At 32.3% G+C, this 23,337-nt stretch carries 21 protein-coding genes; 3 read left to right on the top strand and 18 right to left on the bottom strand.

All coding sequences use genetic code 11. From position 1 onward, the window contains the following. Positions 1-217: 217 nt before the first annotated feature. The gene (locus ACU1LP_RS06455) at positions 218-823 is read right to left on the bottom strand and encodes a DUF4254 domain-containing protein (protein WP_445732037.1); all 606 of its coding nucleotides are present in this window, start codon (positions 821-823) and stop codon (positions 218-220) included. 162 nt (positions 824-985) lie between these two features. Between ACU1LP_RS06455 and upp the strand changes: the two genes are divergently transcribed. Then, complete coding sequence (upp, locus tag ACU1LP_RS06450) at positions 986-1,645, top strand: uracil phosphoribosyltransferase (protein WP_445732036.1); 660 nt, start codon at positions 986-988, stop codon at positions 1,643-1,645. On the opposite strand, the gene ACU1LP_RS06445 is transcribed toward upp, so the two are convergent. Further along, entirely contained in the window at positions 1,634-2,557 is a 924-nt protein-coding gene (locus ACU1LP_RS06445; RefSeq protein ID WP_445732035.1) for a DUF6427 family protein, read from the bottom strand. The two genes, upp and ACU1LP_RS06445, sit on opposite strands and share 12 nt — an antisense overlap. Before the next feature lie 129 nt (positions 2,558-2,686). On the opposite strand from ACU1LP_RS06445, the gene ACU1LP_RS06440 reads away from it, so the two are divergent. Next, a complete protein-coding gene (locus tag ACU1LP_RS06440; RefSeq protein WP_445732034.1) occupies positions 2,687-2,914 on the top strand; it encodes a DUF6341 family protein in 228 nt (75 codons plus the stop codon). Here ACU1LP_RS06440 and purD read toward each other — a convergent pair. Continuing rightward, positions 2,909-4,180, bottom strand: coding sequence for a phosphoribosylamine--glycine ligase (gene purD, locus ACU1LP_RS06435; protein ID WP_445734324.1), 1,272 nt, complete (start codon positions 4,178-4,180; stop codon positions 2,909-2,911). The two genes, ACU1LP_RS06440 and purD, sit on opposite strands and share 6 nt — an antisense overlap. Before the next feature lie 37 nt (positions 4,181-4,217). Here purD and ACU1LP_RS06430 point away from each other — a divergent pair, with 37 nt between their 5' ends. Beyond that, the gene (locus ACU1LP_RS06430; protein WP_445735878.1) at positions 4,218-5,573 is read left to right on the top strand and encodes a phenylacetate--CoA ligase family protein; all 1,356 of its coding nucleotides are present in this window, start codon (positions 4,218-4,220) and stop codon (positions 5,571-5,573) included. Between the two features lie 90 nt (positions 5,574-5,663). Here the strand turns inward: ACU1LP_RS06430 and ACU1LP_RS06425 are convergent, their stop codons facing one another. From ACU1LP_RS06425 to ACU1LP_RS06355, 15 genes are all read right to left on the bottom strand, one after another. Then, positions 5,664-6,449 carry a glycosyltransferase family 2 protein gene (locus tag ACU1LP_RS06425; RefSeq protein WP_445732031.1) on the bottom strand — a complete coding sequence of 262 codons (786 nt, stop codon included), beginning with the start codon at positions 6,447-6,449 and terminating at the stop codon, positions 5,664-5,666. Between the two features lie 9 nt (positions 6,450-6,458). Further along, a complete protein-coding gene (locus ACU1LP_RS06420; RefSeq protein ID WP_445735877.1) occupies positions 6,459-7,811 on the bottom strand; it encodes an undecaprenyl-phosphate glucose phosphotransferase in 1,353 nt (450 codons plus the stop codon). A gap of 1 nt (position 7,812) precedes the next feature. Then, positions 7,813-8,799: a UDP-glucuronic acid decarboxylase family protein gene (locus tag ACU1LP_RS06415; protein WP_445734623.1), complete on the bottom strand. Its 987-nt coding sequence runs from the start codon at positions 8,797-8,799 to the stop codon at positions 7,813-7,815. Then, positions 8,796-10,109 (bottom strand): UDP-glucose dehydrogenase family protein, encoded by a 1,314-nt coding sequence (locus tag ACU1LP_RS06410; protein WP_445734622.1) that lies wholly within the window; start codon positions 10,107-10,109, stop codon positions 8,796-8,798. Before ACU1LP_RS06410 ends, ACU1LP_RS06415 begins: the two co-directional genes overlap by 4 nt. Then, a complete protein-coding gene (locus ACU1LP_RS06405; protein WP_445734621.1) occupies positions 10,106-11,224 on the bottom strand; it encodes a glycosyltransferase in 1,119 nt (372 codons plus the stop codon). Before ACU1LP_RS06405 ends, ACU1LP_RS06410 begins: the two co-directional genes overlap by 4 nt. Continuing rightward, positions 11,224-12,222, bottom strand: coding sequence for an NAD-dependent epimerase/dehydratase family protein (locus ACU1LP_RS06400; RefSeq protein WP_445735876.1), 999 nt, complete (start codon positions 12,220-12,222; stop codon positions 11,224-11,226). Before ACU1LP_RS06400 ends, ACU1LP_RS06405 begins: the two co-directional genes overlap by 1 nt. Before the next feature lie 85 nt (positions 12,223-12,307). Beyond that, entirely contained in the window at positions 12,308-13,567 is a 1,260-nt protein-coding gene (locus ACU1LP_RS06395) for an O-antigen polymerase (RefSeq protein ID WP_445735875.1), read from the bottom strand. Positions 13,568-13,583: 16 nt separating this feature from the next. Next, positions 13,584-14,357: a LamG domain-containing protein gene (locus ACU1LP_RS06390; protein ID WP_445735874.1), complete on the bottom strand. Its 774-nt coding sequence runs from the start codon at positions 14,355-14,357 to the stop codon at positions 13,584-13,586. Positions 14,358-14,415: 58 nt separating this feature from the next. Further along, a complete protein-coding gene (locus ACU1LP_RS06385) occupies positions 14,416-15,411 on the bottom strand; it encodes an O-antigen ligase family protein (protein WP_445735873.1) in 996 nt (331 codons plus the stop codon). 254 nt (positions 15,412-15,665) lie between these two features. Then, positions 15,666-16,397, bottom strand: a complete 732-nt coding sequence (locus tag ACU1LP_RS06380) for an O-antigen ligase family protein (RefSeq protein WP_445735872.1) — start codon at positions 16,395-16,397, stop codon at positions 15,666-15,668. A gap of 507 nt (positions 16,398-16,904) precedes the next feature. Beyond that, positions 16,905-18,320, bottom strand: a complete 1,416-nt coding sequence (locus ACU1LP_RS06375) for a capsular polysaccharide export protein, LipB/KpsS family (RefSeq protein WP_445735871.1) — start codon at positions 18,318-18,320, stop codon at positions 16,905-16,907. Between the two features lie 3 nt (positions 18,321-18,323). After that, positions 18,324-19,544, bottom strand: coding sequence for a hypothetical protein (locus tag ACU1LP_RS06370; RefSeq protein WP_445735870.1), 1,221 nt, complete (start codon positions 19,542-19,544; stop codon positions 18,324-18,326). Beyond that, the gene (gene pseI, locus ACU1LP_RS06365) at positions 19,541-20,560 is read right to left on the bottom strand and encodes a pseudaminic acid synthase (RefSeq protein ID WP_445735869.1); all 1,020 of its coding nucleotides are present in this window, start codon (positions 20,558-20,560) and stop codon (positions 19,541-19,543) included. The genes ACU1LP_RS06370 and pseI overlap by 4 nt, the downstream gene beginning before the upstream one ends. Next, complete coding sequence (gene pseG / locus ACU1LP_RS06360) at positions 20,557-22,020, bottom strand: UDP-2,4-diacetamido-2,4,6-trideoxy-beta-L-altropyranose hydrolase (RefSeq protein WP_445735868.1); 1,464 nt, start codon at positions 22,018-22,020, stop codon at positions 20,557-20,559. The genes pseI and pseG overlap by 4 nt, the downstream gene beginning before the upstream one ends. Next, positions 22,020-23,330, bottom strand: a complete 1,311-nt coding sequence (locus tag ACU1LP_RS06355; protein ID WP_445735867.1) for an aminotransferase class III-fold pyridoxal phosphate-dependent enzyme — start codon at positions 23,328-23,330, stop codon at positions 22,020-22,022. The genes pseG and ACU1LP_RS06355 overlap by 1 nt, the downstream gene beginning before the upstream one ends. Positions 23,331-23,337: the final 7 nt, after the last annotated feature.

Below are 23,337 nucleotides of genomic sequence, written 5' to 3'. Positions count from 1 at the left end.
ATATAATTTTTTGTCATGTACTAAAGTTTTTTATTCTTTATATGTTCAATTTTAATCTATAGAGCTTATTCCTTAATAAATGAAGGCTTTCAAGTCATCCTTATATAGGATGTTCTACTAAATAGAACCATTCTCCGGTTTTGTGATTATATTGAGACTCATTAGTTACTTTCCGATTTTGAACACTTATTAATGGGATTCCTTTATTCAAAGGAATTTATTTCTGTCCTCTCAAAACAGGATTTAGCTCATCATCATTGTACATTTTCATTTGCTTGTAAACCTTCATATACTTGTCGCCTTTTTCAATATCGTTGAGAAGGGTATCAATGGCCGTACTCAAATCCACGCGCTGTTCCAATAAAATATCCAGCTTTTTTTGGCAAGTTGCACGATGTACATCGGTAGCATCCGTACGGGTTGCTTCTTCATTCATGTGATAAATTTTCAAAGCCAAAATGGATAATCTATCTATGCCCCACGCAGGACTTTCAGTATTAAGGGTCGCGTTATCTTGGGGGATAACATGCTTGTATTTTTCTAAAAAATAGCTATCAATATACTCCACCATATCCGTTCTGTCTTGGTTTGAAGCATCTATCTTACGTTTTAAAGCCAATGCCGCAACGGGGTCTATGTGTGGGTCGCGAATAATATCCTCATAATGCCATTGTACGGTATCAATCCAACATTTTCTGTACAATAGATGCTCTAATAGATCGCTTTCGGCATATTTGTTTTTAAATGGCTGATCAACGGTGTTGATGATGTGGTATTGTTTGATAACGTCTTGAAAAATGGCGTTGGCTTTACTTGTAAACATGGTATGATATTTTTAAGAGTACAAAACTACAAAATTTAAACATAAATATGGGTCATTCGTTTTCTGTGGTTCGCAGTTTCCTTTTTATTAAAATTGATATGATACCCGTAAATATAAGTCTAATTAATTAACTTTATCATTCAAAATGAAAGATGGACGTTTATGCACATTCATAACTTATCACAACAAAATTCAGTACTGAACACTTTTGTTTCAGAAATTAGATCTGTTTCCATTCAAACAGATAGGATGCGTTTCCGCAGAAATATTGAGCGTATTGGCGAGGTTTTAGGTTATGAAATGAGCAAAGTTTTAGATTATAAGTCAACATCAATTAAAACACCTCTTGGAACTTCTTCCATTGATGTATTGGAAAATGACATTGTTCTGTGTTCTATTTTAAGAGCGGGCATCCCTTTGCACTATGGGTTGCTGAATGTTTTTGACACGGCTGAAAATGCATTTATTTCTGCCTACAGACACCATAATGACCATTCTGAAAGTTTTGAAATTATTGTTGAATATTTAGCCTGCCCCAGCTTAGAGAACAAAACCCTTATTTTGGCAGACCCCATGTTGGCAACAGGACAATCGATGGTGGCTACTTTTGAAGCTTTGAAACCTTTCGGAATTCCCAAAGACATCCATTTGGTAAGTGTGATAGGAGCACATGAAGGCATTAATTTTGTTGAAAACCACTTTAATGCATCTACCCATTTATGGATTGCAACCATAGATGATAAACTTAATGATAAAGGATATATAGTTCCTGGTTTGGGGGATGCCGGCGATTTGGCTTTTGGGCAAAAACTACAACAATAATAATAGAAACGGAATAATCAGCAAGACCGTAAAAAACACTTCCTTAAACCATTTTTCCTCGATGGTTTCTAAATAATTGGTAATAATTATTGCCAAAGGTGCAAACAGAAACAAAAATTCACTCCCCGTTTTATTAGGTGCCTGTAAAACAATGACGAACGCGATAATGGCGGCGATGATAATGATTTTGAATGAGGCTCTTGAGGCCTTTTTCTTTTTTTTGATGTTTTGCAGATAAAATATGGAAGACCATATACCGAAGGACAATACCATGGTAATGGCTACCAAGTAACGGGTTGAATTGTAAATGCTAAAATCGTAACTAACACTGTGCGAGGAATTAAATATTTTATAAAAATCGTTATAAAGAACTACCGAAATACTTATGGCAATTACAAAAACAGTCGCTATGCCTATAAAAGGAAGGATCCAATGCCTTAGATGATTATCGGTATATAAAATTAAACTCAGAATTACGACCGCAAAAAACAGAATGGCCCAAAAATAAAACAAAGAAGCAACGCCAATCCACAAAGCGGCATCAAAAAGTTTCTTTTTAACGCTGCTTTGAGAACGTAAACTTATAATTCTCCTAACCCCCAACAAGACAAAAAAGTTAGAAACAAGAATGCTCGCATTGCTTGTGGTTTGAACAAATGTGAGTAAAAACAAGCTGAATATTAAGATTTCGTAGTGGTTATCCTTAGTAAAACTGTTTTTAGTGATGATAAAATTAAAGACCAAGATGGTTACAACACAAATAAGAAACACAGCAACTTGTTTAAAAACATAAGCAACTGTAACGGCGTCCATTACGGTATCTGCCCTTGCGGTTAAAAAGGCTAAAACCGTAATAAAAAAAACAATGATAAAATTTATTGGCTTAGATTTATTAAAAATGCTTGTTATCATTAACTGATTTTGTATTTTTGCTCCGTAAATATACTAACAATGAAACTGATCTGATATATTATTTAATTGGACACATAGATTATCATTGAAAGTTATGGATTTATCATTAAAAAATAATAGACATATTTTATGAAAGATTTCTTCTACGCTATACAGGATTTATTTGTAAATTTTCTTTTTGCTCCTTTTGATGCTTTAAGGGTTTTAGAGCTTAAAAATTGGTTCTTTGCAAATGCTGTTTCTTGGCTTTTCTTTATTATTGGATTTGCTGCTTTTGTATATTGGATGATCCAATTAAAAGGCTATAACGATAATAACGAGGAAGATAAAAGCGTTTCAGCACACTCTTATTTATAGATCGAAACCAATATCCTTACGATAATACATCTTATCAAAATGTAGTTTTTCTATGCTTTGGTAGGATTTTTTTATGGCCTCTTTATAAGTATTCCCATAAGAAGTAATCGCCATAACGCGTCCCCCAAAAGTCACTACTTTCCCATCTTTTAATTGGGCGCCCGCATGAAACGGAATAGAATCCTTTATGGATTCAATACCTGAAATCTCTTTGCCTTTTTCATAAGCTTCAGGGTAACCGCCCGATACCAACATGATGGTTGTAGCGGCACGTTCGTCTATTTCAATATCTATTTTATCTAAGCTGCCGTTCGCCATGGCTTGCAGAATTTCAACAAAATCGTTTTTCAATCTTGGTAAAACAACCTCGGTTTCGGGGTCGCCCATCCGTACATTATATTCTATCACTTTGGGGTCGTTACCCACTTTTATCAATCCGATAAACACAAAGCCAACATACGGCAACTTATCCTTTTTGAAGCCGCTTATGGTTGGTTTTACAATACTTTCTTCAATTTTATTCAGAAATTCATCGGTTGCAAAAGGCACTGGCGACACCGCTCCCATACCACCCGTATTTAAACCAGTATCGCCTTCGCCAATACGTTTATAATCTTTTGCGGTAGGTAAAATTTTATAATTTTTCCCATCGGTAAGCACAAAACAACTTAATTCGATACCATCCAAAAACTCTTCAATAACCACTTTGGTACTTGCCAGTCCAAATTTCGCATCCACCAACATGCTTTTTAATTCCGCTTTAGCTTCACTTAAATCGTTTAAAATAACCACGCCTTTTCCTGCCGCTAATCCATCTGCCTTTAAAACATAGGGCGGATTTAAGGTTTCTAAAAATACATAGCCCTTTTCAACGGTTTCCTTTGTAAAACTCTCGTAAGCGGCGGTTGGAATATTATGGCGATATAAAAATTGTTTAGCAAACTCCTTGCTGCCTTCAAGTTGTGCAGCGGCTTTTTGTGGGCCAATGACCGCTACGTGCTTAATGGCATCATCATTTAGAAAATAATCATGAACGCCGTTTACCAAGGGGTCTTCCGGTCCCACAACAACCATATCAATTTCTTTATCTAAAACTAAGTTTTTTATAGCTTCAAAATCGTTTACACCTATATGCACATTGGTCGCCAAGTTTGCAGTTCCCGAATTTCCAGGAGCCACAAATAAGTTGTTGCAGAACGGACTTTGGGCAATTTTCCAAGCGAATGTGTGTTCCCTTCCACCAGAACCTAGAATCAAAATGTTCATTGTAATCTTTTTTAAATGAATCGCAAAAATAAAATTAATGCTTCTAATACACGACTATTTTTTATTTACTTTACAAAAATTATACTTTAACTTGAATTTGTTCCATCTTTCATTAAAATTTAATGGCTTTCCTATAGAAAAAGCTAAAAATGTTTTGAAGACCATTCAAAATGAAGACGATTTTAATGCCTATCAAGAAACAAAAAAGCAAGATATTGTTTTATATCATTTAAAACACAATCCGTTTTATAGCGTTTTTGCAAAGGGTGCTTCCCCGATGGATTGGGATCGTATTCCCATAATGACGAAACGCCATTTACAGCAACCTTTACACGAACGTCTTTCTGAAGGTTTTACACCAAAAAATGTGTATATAAACAAAACCTCTGGATCTTCGGGCGAGCCGTTTATTTTTGCAAAGGATAAATTTTGTCACGCCCTTACTTGGGCAGGTTTTACGGATAGATATAGCTGGTTTCATTTAGATTTTAACACCTCAAAACAAGCGCGATTTTATGGTATTCCTTTAAATAAAATAGGGTATTACAAAGAGCGTTTCAAGGATTTTTTAAGTAAGCGTTATCGATTTTCAATATTTGATTTAAGTGATGCACAACTAGAAAAAAATGGTGTCAAGTTTAAATCCACTAAGTTTGACTATATCAATGGTTATACAAGCGCCATTGTCCAATTTGCCAAATATTTGAAACAGAAAAATGTTGTTTTAAAAACGATTTGTACTTCACTTAAAGCCTGTATCGTAACTTCTGAAATGCTTTTTGATACTGATAGGAATCTGTTAGAAAACCAACTCGGTATTCCTGTTATTAACGAATATGGTGCTGCCGAATTGGGTTTGATTGCATTTCAAAACACTAAAAATGAATGGATTGTAAATACCGAGGATTTATATGTTGAAATTTTAGATGAAAACAATAGAGTGTTGCCTTATGGTGAAGAAGGTCGGGTTATTATAACGGCACTTTACAACAAAGCACACCCTTTCATTCGTTACGATTTGGGCGATATTGGTAAACTTTCAAAAGCGAGTACTACCAATAAACCCATTCTTGAAACTTTAATTGGAAGGACCAATGATATTGTTAGTTTACCTAGCGGAAAAAAAGCTGCGGGCTTAACCTTTTACTACGTTACCAAAACCGTTATTGAAGACGACGTAAACGTAAAGGAATTTATTATCGAGCAACTAAAACCGGATACCTTTAAAATAAGTTATGTGAGCCAATCTGAACTTAAAGAAGAAAAACTAACTAAAATTAAAGATGCTATTACTACATATTTAGAGCCTAATTTAAACGTTTTGTTTGAAAGAAAAACCCATTTAGAACGCTCAAACAGGGGAAAGTTAAAACAGTTTAAATCGTATTTGTAACATGATTTAGATATGAGGTTAGAATTAGTTACCTTAAAAAATAACACCTCCCTAGCCCTCCTCAAGGAGGGAATTTACCTCATCTAATAATTATTTCGAACTCACATTTGTAGAAATTATTTGTTTCGATTTTATGAAGAAATGTTCTTTTAAAAACAGGAGCATATAGAAAATCGATTTGATGGTTGAAAAGCCCAAACCTTTTTTATATACCCAGTAATTGTGTTTTAAAAGCTCCATTTTATTTGAAGACATCGAGTCTTTCCTAACCCGATAATATGCTAATGATTGTTGAATACCCTTTGCAGGTTTCCCGGATTTCTTAATAGCTGCCAGCCAAAGCAACCAATCTTGTCGTTTCCGTAAATTTGGAGCGGTTATTTTTCCTAAAACTTTTGCATTATATATTCCCGTAAGGTTGCCTATATAATTGCTTTTTAAATATTTTTTATAGGTTAATTCGGGTAAGGCTTTAACTAATTTATTAAGTGGCTTTCCTGCTTCATCCATTTGCTCGTAGCTACTAAAACATATATCACAATTTTCAGTTTGCATAAAAGTTATTTGGGTTTCAAGCTTATTGGGTTTCCATAAATCGTCCGCATCCAAAAAAGCGATATAATCGCCTTTTGAGGCTTTTATGCCTTTGTTTCTTGATATGGCAGCTCCTTGGTTTGTTGCGTTCTTAAAAAGCTTTATTTTGTTGTTTTCAGCAATATATCGATTAGCTATTTCAATGGTTTTATCATGCGAACCATCGTCAACCAAAAGTAGTTCCCAATTAAGGTACGTTTGATTTATAACACTGTTTATGGTTTCTGAAATAAACGCTTCAGAATTGAACATGGGGGTTATTATAGAAACTAGTGGTTTCAAAATATAAGGTCAGTATGCTTTTTCTTCGCCTCTTAATGCATTTATGAAAGTTTGAATTGTAATTTTTAAATCTAACAATAGAGACCAGTTTTCCACATAAAAAATATCGTATTTAACTCTATTGATGATGTCTTTGTCTGATTCTACTTCACCTCTAAAACCACTGGTTTGAGCTAATCCTGTAATGCCTGGTTTCACAAAATGGCGTACCATAAATTTGTCTACTCTTTGGGCGTACATATTAGTATGACTAACCATGTGTGGCCGTGGACCAACTACAGACATATCACCGAAAAGCACATTGAAAAACTGCGGTAATTCATCTATACTGGTTTTTCTTATAAACGCACCTACTTTGGTGATACGCAAATCACCTTTAGTTGCCTGGTGCAAATGGGCTTCTTCATTAGGGGTCATCGACCTAAACTTATAGCAATCAAATTCTTGGTAGTTAAACCCGTTTCTTGATTGTTTGAAGAATACAGGTCCTTTTGATTCTAGTTTTATCAAAATTGCCAGAATGGGTGTTAACCACGACAAAACAAAAACAATTATAAAGGAGGCAAAAAAGATATCAAACAATCGTTTGAAAAACTTGTTTGCAGGCTCTTGTAGCGGTATCGTTCTTATAGACAAAATAGGAATATAATCATAATACTCATATTTCAACTTTTTGGAAAATATATCTTTATTATCGGGGATAAACTTTAACACCCTTAAATTATTGTCTGCAAAATCTATAAGAGTATTAATCTGCCTATTGGATAGTTCCGCAACCGAAAAATATATCTCATCAATATCATTCTCAATAATATATGCAAAACATTTTTCTAAAGAAAATCCATTATCATTGATACTGAATTGTGCCTTAAACTTATATCCAAAATCTGATCTTTTATTAAAGGTTTTTATTAATTGCCTTGTTTTTTCGTTCTTACCTATAACTATAACATTTCTGGTATTGCCTCTTAAAACCGCTCGATACTTCTTTAATAAAAACGTTGTTAAGAATTTGAATATGCTTACAAGCGCAAAAGTAAATACAAGGTAGTTGCCTAAGGCCAACCTACTGATATCGTGTTGTTTAAAAAATCCTATATAGGCATACAATATAATAGTAAAAAATACCATTTGTCTAAATAACAATGGAATAATCTGGATTATCCGTGTATGCCTTTGCACTTCATAAAAATGATTTTTAACAGAGATAATGATCCAAACAAGCGATATGTACAAACAAAAAGTATAAATGCTATTCAAATGTATTTCGAATAAATAAATACTTACATTTATAATGACTAGATCTATAAATGCAAATAATGGTTTTATAAAACCTGAATATCTTCCTTGTTTGTAATTCAACTTATTTTTTTATGTGTTTTTTAAAATCTTTATGTTCGCTTTTATAAAGCTCATCAGATGTTAAACCCTTAAAATAATCAAAGGTAATTTTCATTCCTTCTGCTCTTTCAACTTTTGGCTCCCAATTTAGCAGTTTTTTTGCTAATGAGATATCTGGTTGTCGTTGTAATGGGTCGTCGATTGGCAATTCTTTATAAACTATTTTTTGAGATGTCCCTGTTAACTTTATAATTTCCTCAGCAAAATCTTTAATAGAGATTTCATGAGGGTTTCCAATGTTCACAGGATAAGCATAATCGCTTAATAATAATCTGTAAATCCCTTCAACTTCATCATCAACATAACAAAAGGAACGTGTTTGAGAACCATCTCCAAATATCGTTAAATCTTCACCTCTAAGCGCTTGCCCCATAAAAGCAGGGATTACACGCCCATCATTAAGCCGCATTCTTGGGCCATAGGTGTTAAATATTCGCACAATGCGCGTTTCTAAACCATGGAACCTATGGTATGCCATGGTTATTGCTTCTTGGAAACGTTTAGCTTCATCGTAAACGCCTCTTGGCCCAATGGTATTTACATTTCCATAATAAGCCTCGGTTTGTGGATGCACTAGTGGATCACCATACACCTCAGAGGTTGAAGCTATAAGAATTCTGGCTTTCTTAGCTTTCGCTAAACCCAATAAATTATGGGTGCCCAAAGAGCCTACCTTTAAGGTTTGAATGGGGATTTTGAGGTAATCGATTGGGCTTGCTGGAGATGCGAAATGTAAAATATAGTCTAATTCCCCCTCAATTTTTATAAATTCGGTAACATCGTGTTCAATGAAATCAAAGCTTGGGTTGTTTTCTAAATGATGAAGGTTTTTTTTGTCGCCAGTAATAAAGTTATCCATTCCAATTACATGGTACCCTTCTTTTAAAAAGCGATCGCATAAATGGGAGCCTAAGAACCCAGCTGCACCGGTTATTAAAATATTTTTCATGGTTCGATGGTTTTTCTTCCTATAGAACTATAATAAAATCCTTCTTTTTGAATATCTTCTAAATCATAAAGGTTCCGACCATCAAAAATTATAGGTTTATTTAAATTAGATCTCAACTTTTCAAAATCTGGGGTTCTAAACAAACTCCATTCTGTACAAATAATTAAAGCATCAGCATTTTTAGAAGCTTCGTACATATTTTTAGTATATATAAGTTGGTTTTTATATTTATGTTTTACATTCTCCATTGCTTCTGGGTCGAAAACTTTAATATTAGCTTCTTTTTTTAATAATTCATCAATAATATAAAGTGCTGGCGCTTCTCTAATATCATCCGTTTCTGGTTTAAATGCCAAACCCCAAATGGCAAAAGTTTTGCCTTTTAAATTATTATTGAAATAAGCTTCAATTCTTGGAATTAATATTTTCTTTTGAATATCATTTACTTTTATAACAGCATTTAATATATCGAATTCATACCCAGAATCTTTTCCCGATTTGTATAATGCTTTTACATCTTTTGGAAAACAGGAGCCTCCGTAGCCTATACCCGGGAATAAAAATCGTTTACCTATTCTGGAGTCTGTGCCCATACCTGCTCTAACCTTATCTACATCGGCGCCAACTTTTTCACAAAAATTGGCTATTTCGTTCATGAACGTGATCTTTGTTGCCAAAAATGAATTTGCTGCATATTTGGTAAGTTCAGCCGATTTCTCATCCATAATAATTACGGGGTTGCCAGACCTAACAAAAGGCTTATATAATTTTTCCATTAACTCAATCGCCTTTTCAGAGCTTGAGCCAATGACGATACGTTCTGGTTTTAGGAAATCGTCAACGGCAAAGCCTTCCCTCAAAAATTCAGGGTTTGAAACTACATCGAACTCTACATCGGTCTGGTTTGCTATTGCCTGTGCCACTTTTTTGGAGGTTCCAACGGGCACCGTACTTTTATCCACTATTACCTTGTAGTTTTTTAATAGCTTTCCAATATGGGAAGCGCATCCTAACACATAGGATAAATCTGCAGATCCATCTTCATCTTCAGGGGTAGGAAGTGCTAGAAAAATAATATCGCCATGCTCTAAACCCTCTTCTAGCGAGGTGGAAAAATTCAATCTATTTGCCTTAATATTTCTATGGAACAAGACATCTAAATGGGGTTCATAGATTGGCACTTCACCTTTCATCATTTTATTGACTTTTTTCTCGTCAATATCAATGCACAATACATCATTCCCTGTTTCTGCCAAACACGTGCCTGTTACTAATCCTACGTAGCCTGTTCCTATTACTGAAATTTTCATCTGTTTTTTAAATATAATCCAATTAATCGATTAAATTTTTCTATAAAGACATCTTCTTTAAATTTTCCTGCATGATTTTTAATCCATACTTTATCAAATAAATTTTCACTTTTTTCAAACTTATTAATAGCTTTATTTAATGACGCAACGGTTTGTTGTTCAAAAAAGATTCCGGTTGATTCTTTCATGTTTCCAATATTTTCAACAACGGTTTCCAATGCACCACCCTTTTTGTATGCCAAAACAGGAATTCCGTAGGCCATTACTTCAAGTGGAACCATTCCAAAATCTTCTTCACCTGGGAAAACAAGTGCTTTAGTTATGGCGAAATAGGACTCTATTTTACTCCAGGTTAAATTGCCTACAAATTCAATATTGCTATTCGCTTTCTTCTCCAATGATTCTTTTTCTGAACCATCACCAATTACTACCAGTGTTTTTCCGTTGCTATTAAAAGCATCTACTAAAAGATCTATTCTTTTGTAGGGCGTAATGGCCCCAAAACTCAAATAGATTTCTTTTTTTAATAGAGAGAACGTGTCTTGGGTAAAAAAGCTGTTCTGTATTGGTGGATATATAACTTCAGCCTCTCTATTGTAGAAATTTTTGACTCTGTTTGCTACATTATATGAGTTGGAAATATATAAATCTACATTATTAATGGTTGTTTCGTCCCATTTTCTAAGTCTTTCAAAAAAAAACTTTAAAACAGGTCTTAAAAGACTGTTTACTGATTTTAGATAATCATTTGTAAAGCCCCAACAATATCTCATTGGAGAATGGATATAGCAAATATGAGGGATATTCTTTGGGTTTTCTATACCCTTGGCAGGTCCAGATTCCGATGATATTATTAGGTCGTATTTTTTCCTTAATTTTAAAGATTTAATCCCAATTGGGTATAAAGGGAACATTTTCTGGTACCTCTTTGTTAAAAAGGGTTTGTTTAAAATTGAGGTATATACAGTATGGTTTTTTAAATAATCTCCATATTGTTCTTTATCATAAAATAACGTATATATATCTGCATCTGGAAATTGGCTTAAAATTGTTTCTACCACTTTCTCTCCACCTCTTCTTGTTATAAACCAATAATGTATTATGGCAACTTTCATTATTCAAAATCTTCTGGGGTTACTGACTTCCAATGGCTTAATGCACTTTTAAAATCATATTTAAACTCAAATCCATTATCAATAAGGTATTGTGGTTTTATATTGGTAGGAAACCCTGCTTTTTTTACCCTTACAGGGTGAATATCTGTTTTTTTTTCTGTAATTTTGAATAGTATTTGAACAAAAAAAGCAATGGATACCAACACACTTACGGGTAATTCTAGTGTAGGTTTTTTTATTTGCAAATAGTCCTTAGTAATTGCAACCATACTGTTTAAAGGAACTAAAGGATTTTCAGCATAATTATAAATTATTAACCTATCCTCTTTTTTCATTGTAAATAATATACTTTCTACCAATCCGTAAACATAGCCATAGGCTTTTATAACTTTTCCGTCATTTGGAAGTATAAAGGTGCCTTTTTTTAAAGCTTTTATCATCCTGTAAACGTTACCTGGATCTTTGGGTCCAAAAACAACGCTGGGGCGCACAATTATAAGTCTTCGCAACTTGTTTTCCGCTAACCATTCTTTGTGTATTTTTTCCGCAAATCCTTTAGATATTCCGTATGCTGTTTCTGGATATAATGGGGATGTTTCTGTTCGTTCTTCTAGCGATCTCCCATAAGGGGCAATACTGCTAGTGAAAAAAATGTTCTTGATTCCTAATCTTGACGCAAAGCTGTTAATGTTTTCTGCACCGGCTATGTTCGTGTCAAAATACTCTTTATACTCGTGTCCTGGTTCTCTGTGAATAGCGGCAAAATTAAATATCCAACTATTTTCAATATCTATATCTTCAATTTCGATATTAAGTTTTTCCCTAACATCAACATTTTTATAATTAACAATGTCTTTATAAATAATAGCATCAAATCCAATTAATGGTTTAATATCGAAGATGTAATAACTATCAAAAATTTTATTGTTTATGAAAAAAGAAAGCAAGTTTGTTCCAATATATCCGGAACCCCCAAAAATTATAGCTTTTTTACCCATTAATTATGTTTACTTTATAGAATTCAAATTTACTCTATTATTTTAAACAAAGAGTATTACATTTCTAAAAACTAAATTCAAGCGTTTATTGAACTTGTTTTTTAAAGCTATTTAATAATAAATAAACAACTATTATAAATATAAAATAAATTATAAGACTAAAAATAAACTGTGCTCTCATGAAATTAAATGTTAGCATAAAAACATTTGAAAACAGTAGAATGATAACTATTGGTGCAAAAATATAATTATTGCTTTCCATTGTAAATATTTTATTTTGAAAAACCCCGAATAAAAACATTAATGGGATTGTAAACCAACCAAAGTCCAAAAACAAACCGCCAAAAAAAGTAATGTAGGTTATTCTTTTAGTAGGATTATCCAATTCCTCTAATGGAATATCTACAATCCCAAGTTTATTAAAAACTTTAACAAAGGAATAAAAATTATACATTCCATAAGTGTGTTTCGGTTTGGTAGAAATCATATAATCCATTTCAAAAACACCATGTATAATATATTGGCCCATATGTATTTCTGTGAAACAGATATGCGACAATAGGTTGTTGTTTTCTTCAATAAATTTAATAACTTTCTCATTTGCGGGAACAAACTCGTTATACTGCGCATTAAATATATTGGTATAAAAATGGTTCTCCTGTCCATCTCCTCTATCTTTAACCACAGAGAAGGAAAAAATTAACGATAAAAAAATAATGACTACAACAACGATTAATGTTTTTAAGGACCTTAGTTTAATTTTACCATAAACAAATAATATGATTGCCAAAAGCCCTAAGGACTCAAAAATAATTCTTCTTGATCCTCTTAAATATGATTCTAGAATAGGCAATAAAAAAAGTAAGATACAGATAAAAAGCAGTTTTTTAGACTTCATTTTATTTGCAAAATAGTATACTAATGGCACAAAATATAGGTGTCTAAATATAGTTAAGCATGCAAAAAGTACTGAGAAATTTTGAGGTTGTGCAGCATTATATTTATTAACTTCTGTTGAATTACTAAATTTTACATCTCTATAATAAAATAAATCAAAATGCCTAAATACAAATGAGATTAATATTACTGTTGCCAATAACCTTAAAATCAAATATTTATTATTTAAAAATATTTTAGGTATTTCATGTTTAATAAATTTTTGATGAGATAAATTCGATGAAAAATAAAAGCCTGATGCTAATGCTATATATGAGAATGAAATGAAAGATGCCGTATAACATGATAGACTGTTTTTTATTTCAATAGGCGTGATCATATAGAATAAAAACCAAATTAAAGGCCCCAAAAAAACAGATCCAAAAAATAGTAAATTCTTTTTTTTCATGATTGGTTTCAAAATACTAATTCTTTAATGAACTAATCTGTTCTATTTCATTTTTGGTTAAAATCCTTTGAAAGATCATTAAATCGTCTAAACTTCCGTTAAAAAAACTATCAATACACGTGTCTCCAACACTGCTAACCATTGTGCCAATAGCAAAGTGCGCTTTCTTATCTTCAATAAAACCCAATAGGCCCATCTTTTCAACAAAACGCGTTTTTGTTTTTGTGCCATTCAAATAAAAGCTAAGCCTAGATGCACCATCGTCTCCATAAGAAACACCATCAAAAGTAATGATTACATTTTGCCATACATTTTCAATGAGCTTGTCCTCGCTTTCAAATGTTCTATAGCCTTTATACTGTGAATTATTATAATTCCATAGAAATTGAATTCTATTGTCCTTAGAGGAATTTATACTAAACTGTCTTTCATTTTCTTCACAATTGGGATCGCTATTTTTACATATTATAATGACATTGCCTTTGTTTTTTAAGGGTTTTACCCAAAAAGAAACTGTGAATCTTTTTTGTTCTCCCGAAAAAACATTGTCAAGAATATCTCCATAAGATAAATAATCATTTTTTAAAAAAACTGCGGCACTTTTATTATTTCCAAACCTATCCATCTTATAGGATACGTTTCCCAATTTATTTTGAAAATTAGAATTAGATCTATCATCTGCATCTCCATTAAAAGCTAAATACAGCGCTAATGTTTTATCATTTTTATAAGAATCATAAACCACATTGCTTTTTTTAAAGTTACATGAGCTTAGACCAAGAAAGAGCATTATGCAAAATATGTTTTTGATTTTCATGTGTTTATATTATTGTTTTTTATCCCGATAGCTATCGGGACTGTTCGCTATTAATCATTCCCTTGGGTGATAATATTTTTAACATGCTCGCTTCATTTAATTTATATATTGAAAGGTTTAGAATATAAGCAAATAATAAAACCCCCCAATGCCTGTTCAAAATACTTTCCGTTAAACAGAACGTTAATAAAACTAACCATAAATAAGTTAAAAAATAATCCTTGTTATAAACACATTTATATACCAAACTTATAATAACAATAAGAAGAAGCGCTGTAATAATAAAACCATATGTTAAAAGAAATTGAAGGTACTGGTTATGGGTATTCATTCCCATTACACTATAGTAGCCATTAGTACTATATTTGGTGTTTAAGGCGTACTGCGCATCTCCTAAACCATAGCCAATATATGGGGAATCTTTTATGGCATCCACTGTTGATTTCCATATCATTTTTCTATCAGAGATTCCATCAAAGGGTTTTCTTTTTGTGGCTATATTAGCCAAATCGTAGTATGTGAAAATAATCTTGTCTCTAGAAAACTCATTCGAAAAACCAATAATCACTAAAATCAAGAAAGAAAAAGAAAGGATGGTTATGATATTCTTGATTTTGAAATTTCCTTTCAACGTATTAAATATTAATAAAGGCAACACAAAAATGGCGATAACCATGGCCGTCCTCGAACCTAATACAAATATCATTACATATAAAAAAGGTAGAAACCAAAGATTATATGCCTTAAGGCTTTTGCTGACAAAACCCTTCACTGTAGCATAAATACCAATTAAAATAAAGATAGACAAATATACATGATGAGGGATGTATTTTGATAATAATGCAATGGTTCTGCCATAATCATATCTCTCTTCCAAGTATAATATATCGAACAAAAACCGTATCCAACCATATAAAATGATGGTCAAAACACCATAATTCAAGTAGTTGAACAACCTATAAACATCAATCTTTTCTTTCTTTATACCAACAAAGAATAACGGGAGAATTAAAAAAGGTAAAAACAAGATTAATTTCTTTATGGCTTCGGAAAAATTTGAACTTAGACTAAATGAAATGAGCTGGGATATAAAAAAAAGAAACGAAAACGCATAAAATTTCAGGTTGCTTAAAGAACGGTTTTTAATGATTTTATAAACAAAAAAAATCAAGGAAACAACGATTGCCTTAGAATTGAAACTATTAGGAAACGGCAACGTAAATAAAATAATTCCGAGAAAAAATTCTTCATGGTTAATTTTATGAAATAATTTCCCTATCATTATTTTTCTTTAATCACTATGCTTGCCGAAACGTTCTCTTTATTACGCAACTCTTTCTTTTCTAGGCTAAAAATATACATTAACATTATCCAGAAAAAAATGGTTACGTTGCTTCTATATAAATACGCTGTTAAATTAAAAGCAATTAAAAATAGCCAAATGCAAAAGAAAAACATAGCTTTTGAATAATAGGTTTTGCCATTGTAAAGCTTTATTAAAATTGAGATTTGTGATATTCCATACAAAAATAGACCTATTAAACCATAGTTGTAAAATAAATTCAAATATTGACTATCCAATCTTACGTATTCATCAACATAATAGTTTCCAAAAAAAATGGACGGCAAATTATCAAAACGAATATAATTATATAAATCATAGATGTTTTTAACCCTTGCGGATACAGATGTATGCACCACCGTGTTCTGGAAAAACAAAATATCTATTTTAAATAAAAAATAATCAAAAACTCCTGAACGAATTGCAAAATAGAATCCTATTGGCAGTGCGGCAAGTAAAGAAACAATGAAAACAAACTTAATTTTTTTCTTGCTTAAGATATTTATTAAAACGTAAGCAAACACTAAAGCTAATCCTATCATTGCTGTTAGGGACCCTGTTATTGCAATACTGGCTGCTGTAATTAAAAATATAAAACTAAGCTTTTGTTCCTTGTAATACTCTAATATAAGATAAAACAAAAGATAAAACCCCAATGTATTTGGGTTCAACCACGTTGATATCAATCTGTTTTTTTCCCAAAACCAAGAGTGGAATCCATAGGGGTTATTTATTCCTAACTGCTTTAGGATAAACAACAAAACACCGAAAAACAAAACAAATTTAAAAACCTTGAAATGGAAACCATGAAACTTGTTTAGAGAGACCTTCTCAAATATGTTAACAAAAAAAGTTAAACTGAACAAAACAACATTCCTTATGGTATAATGGATATAATCATCAATGCTTGTGTGGTATATATGGGTTATTCCAATTATAACAACGCTTATCAGAAAGTATAAAAAATAAACCCTGGGCTCGTCTAACTTATTTTTAAATCCATATATAATGAACATTGTGATTAATAAAAAATCAAATGTAAGTTTAAAATAAGTGGGTATTTGAGGCTCTCCAATATTAGTGTAAGGATAGAAATAGACCAAACCATATAACAAGGCGTTAATCAAATAGACTAAACCAAAAAAAGATAATTTTGCAAAACCTATTTTCAAAATATGCTATAAAATTTTTTTAACACAATTAGCGAATTCCATTACATTTTCTCTTGCCAATATCCTCTTTTTAGTATCATTTTTAGCGACATCAAATTCAAAGGGATAGGATTCTTTATTTAGACAATAAATATAATAGGCCAATTTATCATCATAATCTTCAAAATCGTCTTCTAGATTAAAATTCGTTTTGTTGATTTTTTTAATTATTTGCTCTAATTCATTATACGAATCAACTTTATAAGTCAGGCCTGAATCATTATAAAACACACTACCTAAAACAATGGATGGTTTTTTTAAAAGTAACGATTCTAAACCCACGGTGCTTGACAAATTAATAGATCCTAAGGAGTGCTTAATCAACTCAAACATGTTCTCATTACATGAAATTAACTTGATGTTTGGGTATTGTTTTAATTCTTTGTAAAACTCTAGGTTATGCTGCCCCAATGCGCTTTTATGTTCTTTCACATAAAGCGTTATGTTTAGTGGTAATAATTTACTTATATTAATTATTGCTGCCTTTTGGTTCACTTGAAAAGGAGAAAGCACCAAAGTACTCGCTTCCGGTTGCATATGCAGCGGAAAGATTACATATTTTTCTGAAAGATTTGGTTTTTCAAATATAGAATTATGAAGTAAATTTATCGTTTTGGCTTTGGCTATTTTTTTTAATTTATAAGCCCCCAGTTCAAAAGGGTTTCTTGTAAAAAGATCGTATTTATGCCTTCTTTTGAAATAATACTTATCAAATCTTTTGAAAAACTCTGTTATAAAAACACCTTTAATGCCCGAAGAATTTATAGCATTCTTCATATAATAAGGCTGTTGTGGTCTTTTAACAAACTCATTTACATACGCATACATTTCCTCAGTCATTTTTAACTTATCAAATACTTCGAATAAACTTGTAACTTCATCAAATGTATTTAATAAATCATAAGAAACAGCGGTTTTGTTTTTTATCCTTATGGCATAAAAAGAAATATGCTTGACACCAAATCGCTTACTTACTTGGTAGGACACTAGATTATATGTATAAGCGATGCCAGTTGTGAAATAATAAGAAACCTCTTTATTAAATAAATCTTCATAAAAAAGATAGGTATAAACCAACATTTTTTGTTGAAATGCTTTATCTTTTTGAATCAAATAGCGGTCACATGCATAAATGTTGAAATTATCATATGTTTCAGAAATCCTTTCAAGTTCTTTTTCTATATCAACATTTTTAGTATCTAAATCATCAAAAAAATGAAGTCGATTTATACAATTTATACCTTTTGATTCGCTCTTCCATCTATTACCCTCTGTAACCCCTAATACATTATCCAGTGAAAGTGATTTTTCATTAGAATTCAAATGCTTTATGCCTTCTATAAATAATGGTGCTTCATCATTTATCAAATCAAATACTATCATATTTTATTGTGTGTTTTTGCTGTAATAAAACTTCAGGGCGACTATAAAAAAAAAGGTGATGAATGTTGCCAACGAAGCTCCAAATATACCATATTTAGGAATTAAAACTATATTTAAAAAGACATTAACCAGCACAGCTATGAGTGCTGTTATTGTTATGATTGAATCTTTCCTCTTTACGTATAGATCATAATGATAAATATTAGAAACAATCAATAAAAAAGTACCTCCTAATAATACATAGAATGAATTTATCTCATTCAGGAAAGAATCTTTTTCCAAAATCTTAAAAATGAATGGACCTGTTATAATGACTATCAAAATCAATACAATAGATAATAGAATGAGGTGTTTTGAAAACTGGGATTTTATTGATTTGTATTTTTCTGGATCAGAATATGCTTTGATCAATTTCGGAAAAGCAATCATGGTGACCGCACTAAAAGTAAAAACATCTATTGCATTTGTAAATTGTGCATACGCCGTATATATCCCAACCAATTTCTTGTCATAAAAATAATCGATCATGAATCGATCTGAAAATTGTATTATCTGAAAAGACAACGATCCAATAAAAAAAACACCTGATGTTTTCACTCCAAGACCAATCCATCTCCAATCAGGTTTTATATATTTAATTGATTGTAAGTTAATAGGTTTTAATAAAATAAAAGTTAAAATAAAGAAAGACAGCCAAGAAGATATGGCCCATAATAGTATATATTTTTCAATATTAACTGGATTGCCAAGAATAAAATAATCAAAAAATGCATACCACACCCATAGCCCCGATCTTAAAAAGCTCATCACATTGGCAATAACAGATCTTTCTAAAGTTGTAAAAAGCCTATACAACTCTTGGCCCAGATGTTCAGATATTAAAAGAACTAGAAAAATCCACAAAAATTTAATGGAAATGAAATTAAATCCAAAGATGAAAACAAAGGAAATAGGGACTACAATTAAATAGGCTAAAGCATGAAAAAATAATTGATTCCGTATTTTTTCAATTAAACTAATTTTAGCTTTTAGTATTTCCCTAGTATTGAAAACATAAAAATCAAATCCAATAACATAAATCAACAACCCTATAGCTGTTGTTATCATTCCAAATATTCCCAGATTTGATTCATCAACTGAGTATTTTCCTAAAAAAATTACAAATAAGAATTTTGAAAGCAACGTAGTGCCTCTAAAAAAGATATTATAAATACCTGTTTTCATTCTATATCTGTAAATAAAAGAGGGCTGCCTAATGGGATGTTTTTTGAAAATTTCTTTCCTAATATTTCATTGTAATGTTTTGGATGCATTCCAAACCCTGGTCTAACTGATCTTATGTTTTTTTCTGAAACCACAGTACCTTGTTTCACGTTTTGGGTTACGTATAACGACCTTGAAAACTCTCTGCTTTTTTTCTTTTTATCGGTCATTTCATAATCAACTTTTCCCATGAGCTTTTCAGTCAATCTAACTGCATCCACCATTTGCTTAAATTCCTTTTCATCCAACGAAAAATGGGCATCTGCGCCCCCTATGCTTTTATCTAAAATAAAATGTTTCTCAATCATTTTTGCTCCTAATGCAACTGCAATCATGGGGGCTTCAATACCCATGGTGTGATCTGATAAACCGGAGTTTACTCCAAATCTTTTAGCAATATCTTCAATAGTCCTTAAATTAGCATCTTCCGGAGCTGCAGGATATGCCGATGTGCATTTTAAAATGGTAATATCATTATTTCCAACAGCTTTACACGCTTCAATGGCCAGTTCAATGTCTTCAATAGTCGCAATTCCTGTGGAAATGATCATGGGCTTTTGTTTGGAGGCCATATAAGTTATTAAAGGGATGTCTGTAATTTCAAAGGAAGCCACTTTGTAAATGGGTGTGTTTAATGCTTCTAAAAAATCCACTGCCGTTTTATCAAACGGCGATGAAAAACAAATTAAGCCTTCTTCTTTTGCTAAATCGAACAAGTCTTTATGCCATTCCCACGGTAGGGAGGCGCCTTTATATAGATCATATAAATATTGGCCATCCCAAGCGGTGCCTTGACTTATTTTAAAGTCATCTTTTTTTACATTTAAAGTGATGGTGTCGGCAGTATAAGTTTGAAGCTTTATAGCATCGGCTCCAGCCCTTTTGGCAGCACGAACGGTTTCTTTTGCTATGCCTAAACTTCCTCCATGATTAGCCGATAATTCTGCAATGATAAAACATGAATCTTTTAATGTCATTTCTTTTCTAATTTGTAAACAAAACTTGCTATTTCCTTTACGCTTTCTTTTTTATAAAAGCTATAACCTGCACTTTCAAATGCCTTTATTGACGCTTTGTTTTCTTCTTTAATGTACGCAAAAATAGGAAGATGATTTTGTTTAAAGTAATATTTAGCCGATTCACTTAAAAATGAAGGTGACAATTTTTTTCCTCTAAAATTTTCCGCAACCAGAATACCAACTACAGTATGGCCTTCTTTTATCTCATAGCGAACCACGCCTGCTGGTTGATTATCAAATAAAGCTATTAAAAACAGTGTTTTATCATCAATTATTTTCTGGTTAAACCATTTTTTATGATTACCCAAATCAATTTCATCGGTGTTGTATGAATTTTGTCTTACCAAAGGATCGTTAGACCAATTGTATACCAACATCATATCTTCTTTAGTGGCTTTTCTAAAAGAAACCATAAAGTCGTTTAGCAGTTTTATAAATCGGTTTGAACTCTGTCCGTCAAACAATTTTTCCTGCGCTTTTAAATAATGGTCAACCTGCTTTTGATTGATGATTATATTGAGTTTGGCTTTAAAATCTTCAACTGTAAAGGTTGTTAAATCTCCTGCGCCTTCAATTGCTCCTTTTTGCAATAGGGCATTATACATACTTATTTGGTTATCAATAAAATAACCTGACAATATGGGCATTTTTACAGAACACAGTTCGTAAACTATGGTACTAGAAGGTGCAATTGCCAAATGGCAAGACTTCATTAAATTATAAAGTGCAAGTTCATCTAAGTTTCTATATAATTTAACCTGAGCGTTCTGACTCGCTAAGGTTTCGATTTCTGAATGTTTATAAGCAGCTCCCAAAACTACGTGTATGCTTTTTATTTTATCTGTTTGAAGTAATGCTTTTGTAGCTTTATAACTTAAATCTAGGGCATCGGCGCCACCAAAACACACAAAAGCATTGGTTGTAACATTAATGCGCCTCTCGGTTTGAGCTGCTTTAACAAATAATGGTCTTAAAATAGCATATTCTGTACCTAGTGCCAAACTTGTATATGGTTGTACTTGATAGTTTGATGCATCTACATTTGCAGCATGATTGACTATCACATCTGCATACAATTTGCCTTCAACCAAATCATCAATATACATTAAATAATATCCCTCGTCCTTTAATTGCTTTTGATAGTTGCTTTTAAATTGATAGCCATCGGCAATAATTAAATATTCCGAAGGATTGAAATGTTGATGAAGCCATATTGGCTCATCGGCAACAGTTATGTCTTCAGGAATAAAAGAAATGGGGTAATCTTTAGGAAAAATAGTTTTGGTTGAAGCTGCCTTGGTTACAAAAACAAATTGAAACTGTTTTTTGTAAATTTCAACGAGGGCAAACAGTCTATATAAATGTCCTAAACCCGTATCACTATTACCATCTGCTCTAAATACTATTTTTTTACCCATTAGTTTAATCGTTGAAAACCTGCATGACAAACTGGACCCTCTAACAAATCATGAATGTTTTGATTTTCTTTTTCACAATCGGAAATAACTTTATAAACCGAATCCAGAGCATTAAAATAACTTTCTATATATTGGTCTTTGTGTTCTGTACATGCATAAAAATTTGTGCTTGCTAAAAACCCTTTTTTAAGCATTTCTTGAGTAATAAATGTTTTATATTCTAATGCATTTGTGCTTTTAAAACTATAGGTGCTTAATGACGGAATTCCGGATACCGCTATCGATAAATCGTGTGTATTAGCCAAGGTTTTCCATCCTGCTTGTATTTTTTTGCCTTTTTCGGTAATAATGTCCCAAGATTTAATATTGTTCATTACTTCTAAGGTTTTTAAAGCCGCAGTTGGCCCAATTCTTTCAGTCCAAAACGTGCTGCTTATAAATGTTTTTTGAGCTGCTTCCATAACGGATTTTCTACCTACAACAGCTGTTAAGGCATACCCATTTCCTATTGTTTTTCCGTACATGGCAAGATCTGGTTCCACGCCAAATTTTTTGTAAATGCCTCCATAGGTTTCTCTAAAGCCAGACGTACATTCATCAAAAATTAGGACAATGTTTCGTTTTGTTGCCAAATCTCTAACCTTCTGCAAAAAGTTATCTTCGGGTCCGAAATTTCGCATCACTTCCATTTTAATAACCCCAATATCATTATTATCTACAATGGACAATAGCTCTTCAAAATTGTTATAATGAAAAGGATATACCGTGTTTTTTAAATTTTTAGGCACACCTATAGGGCTTAAACCAGCCAATAAATGGTTTGACAGTTCATCACCTTCATTATGGTTTGCCGAAAGGTACCAATCGTGCCAACCATGATACCCGCAAATTGCCACTTTATCTCGACCAGCAGCTGCCCTTCCTATCCTTATGGCAATGGCATTTGCCTCACCACCACTCCTTGCAAACCTTACCATATCTGCCCATGGGTTTAACTCAATCAGTTTTTCGGCCAAATACACCTCTTCAGGACAACTAAAGGTACTCATGTTTCCTTTTTTTACGGTTTCCAAAACGGCCGCATCTACTTCATCATTTCCGTAGCCCAAGGTATTGGTGCCAATGCCCATAATGGTCATGTCAATATATTCTTTTCCGTCTAAATCCCAAACCTTACAGCCTTTGGCTTTAGAAAAATAAGAGGGCCAATGGTCTGGTAAGAACATTTCTGGCCGTTTTGACAATAACATGGTGCCGCCTGGAATTAAAGTTTTTGCCTTTTTATACAATTCTTGCCCTGTTTTACCCATAATCAGT

It is taken from the genome of Mariniflexile sp. (assembly GCF_052728615.1).
Note: the sequence above shows the minus strand (reverse complement) of the source record. Positions and strands in the feature narration are given on the sequence as shown.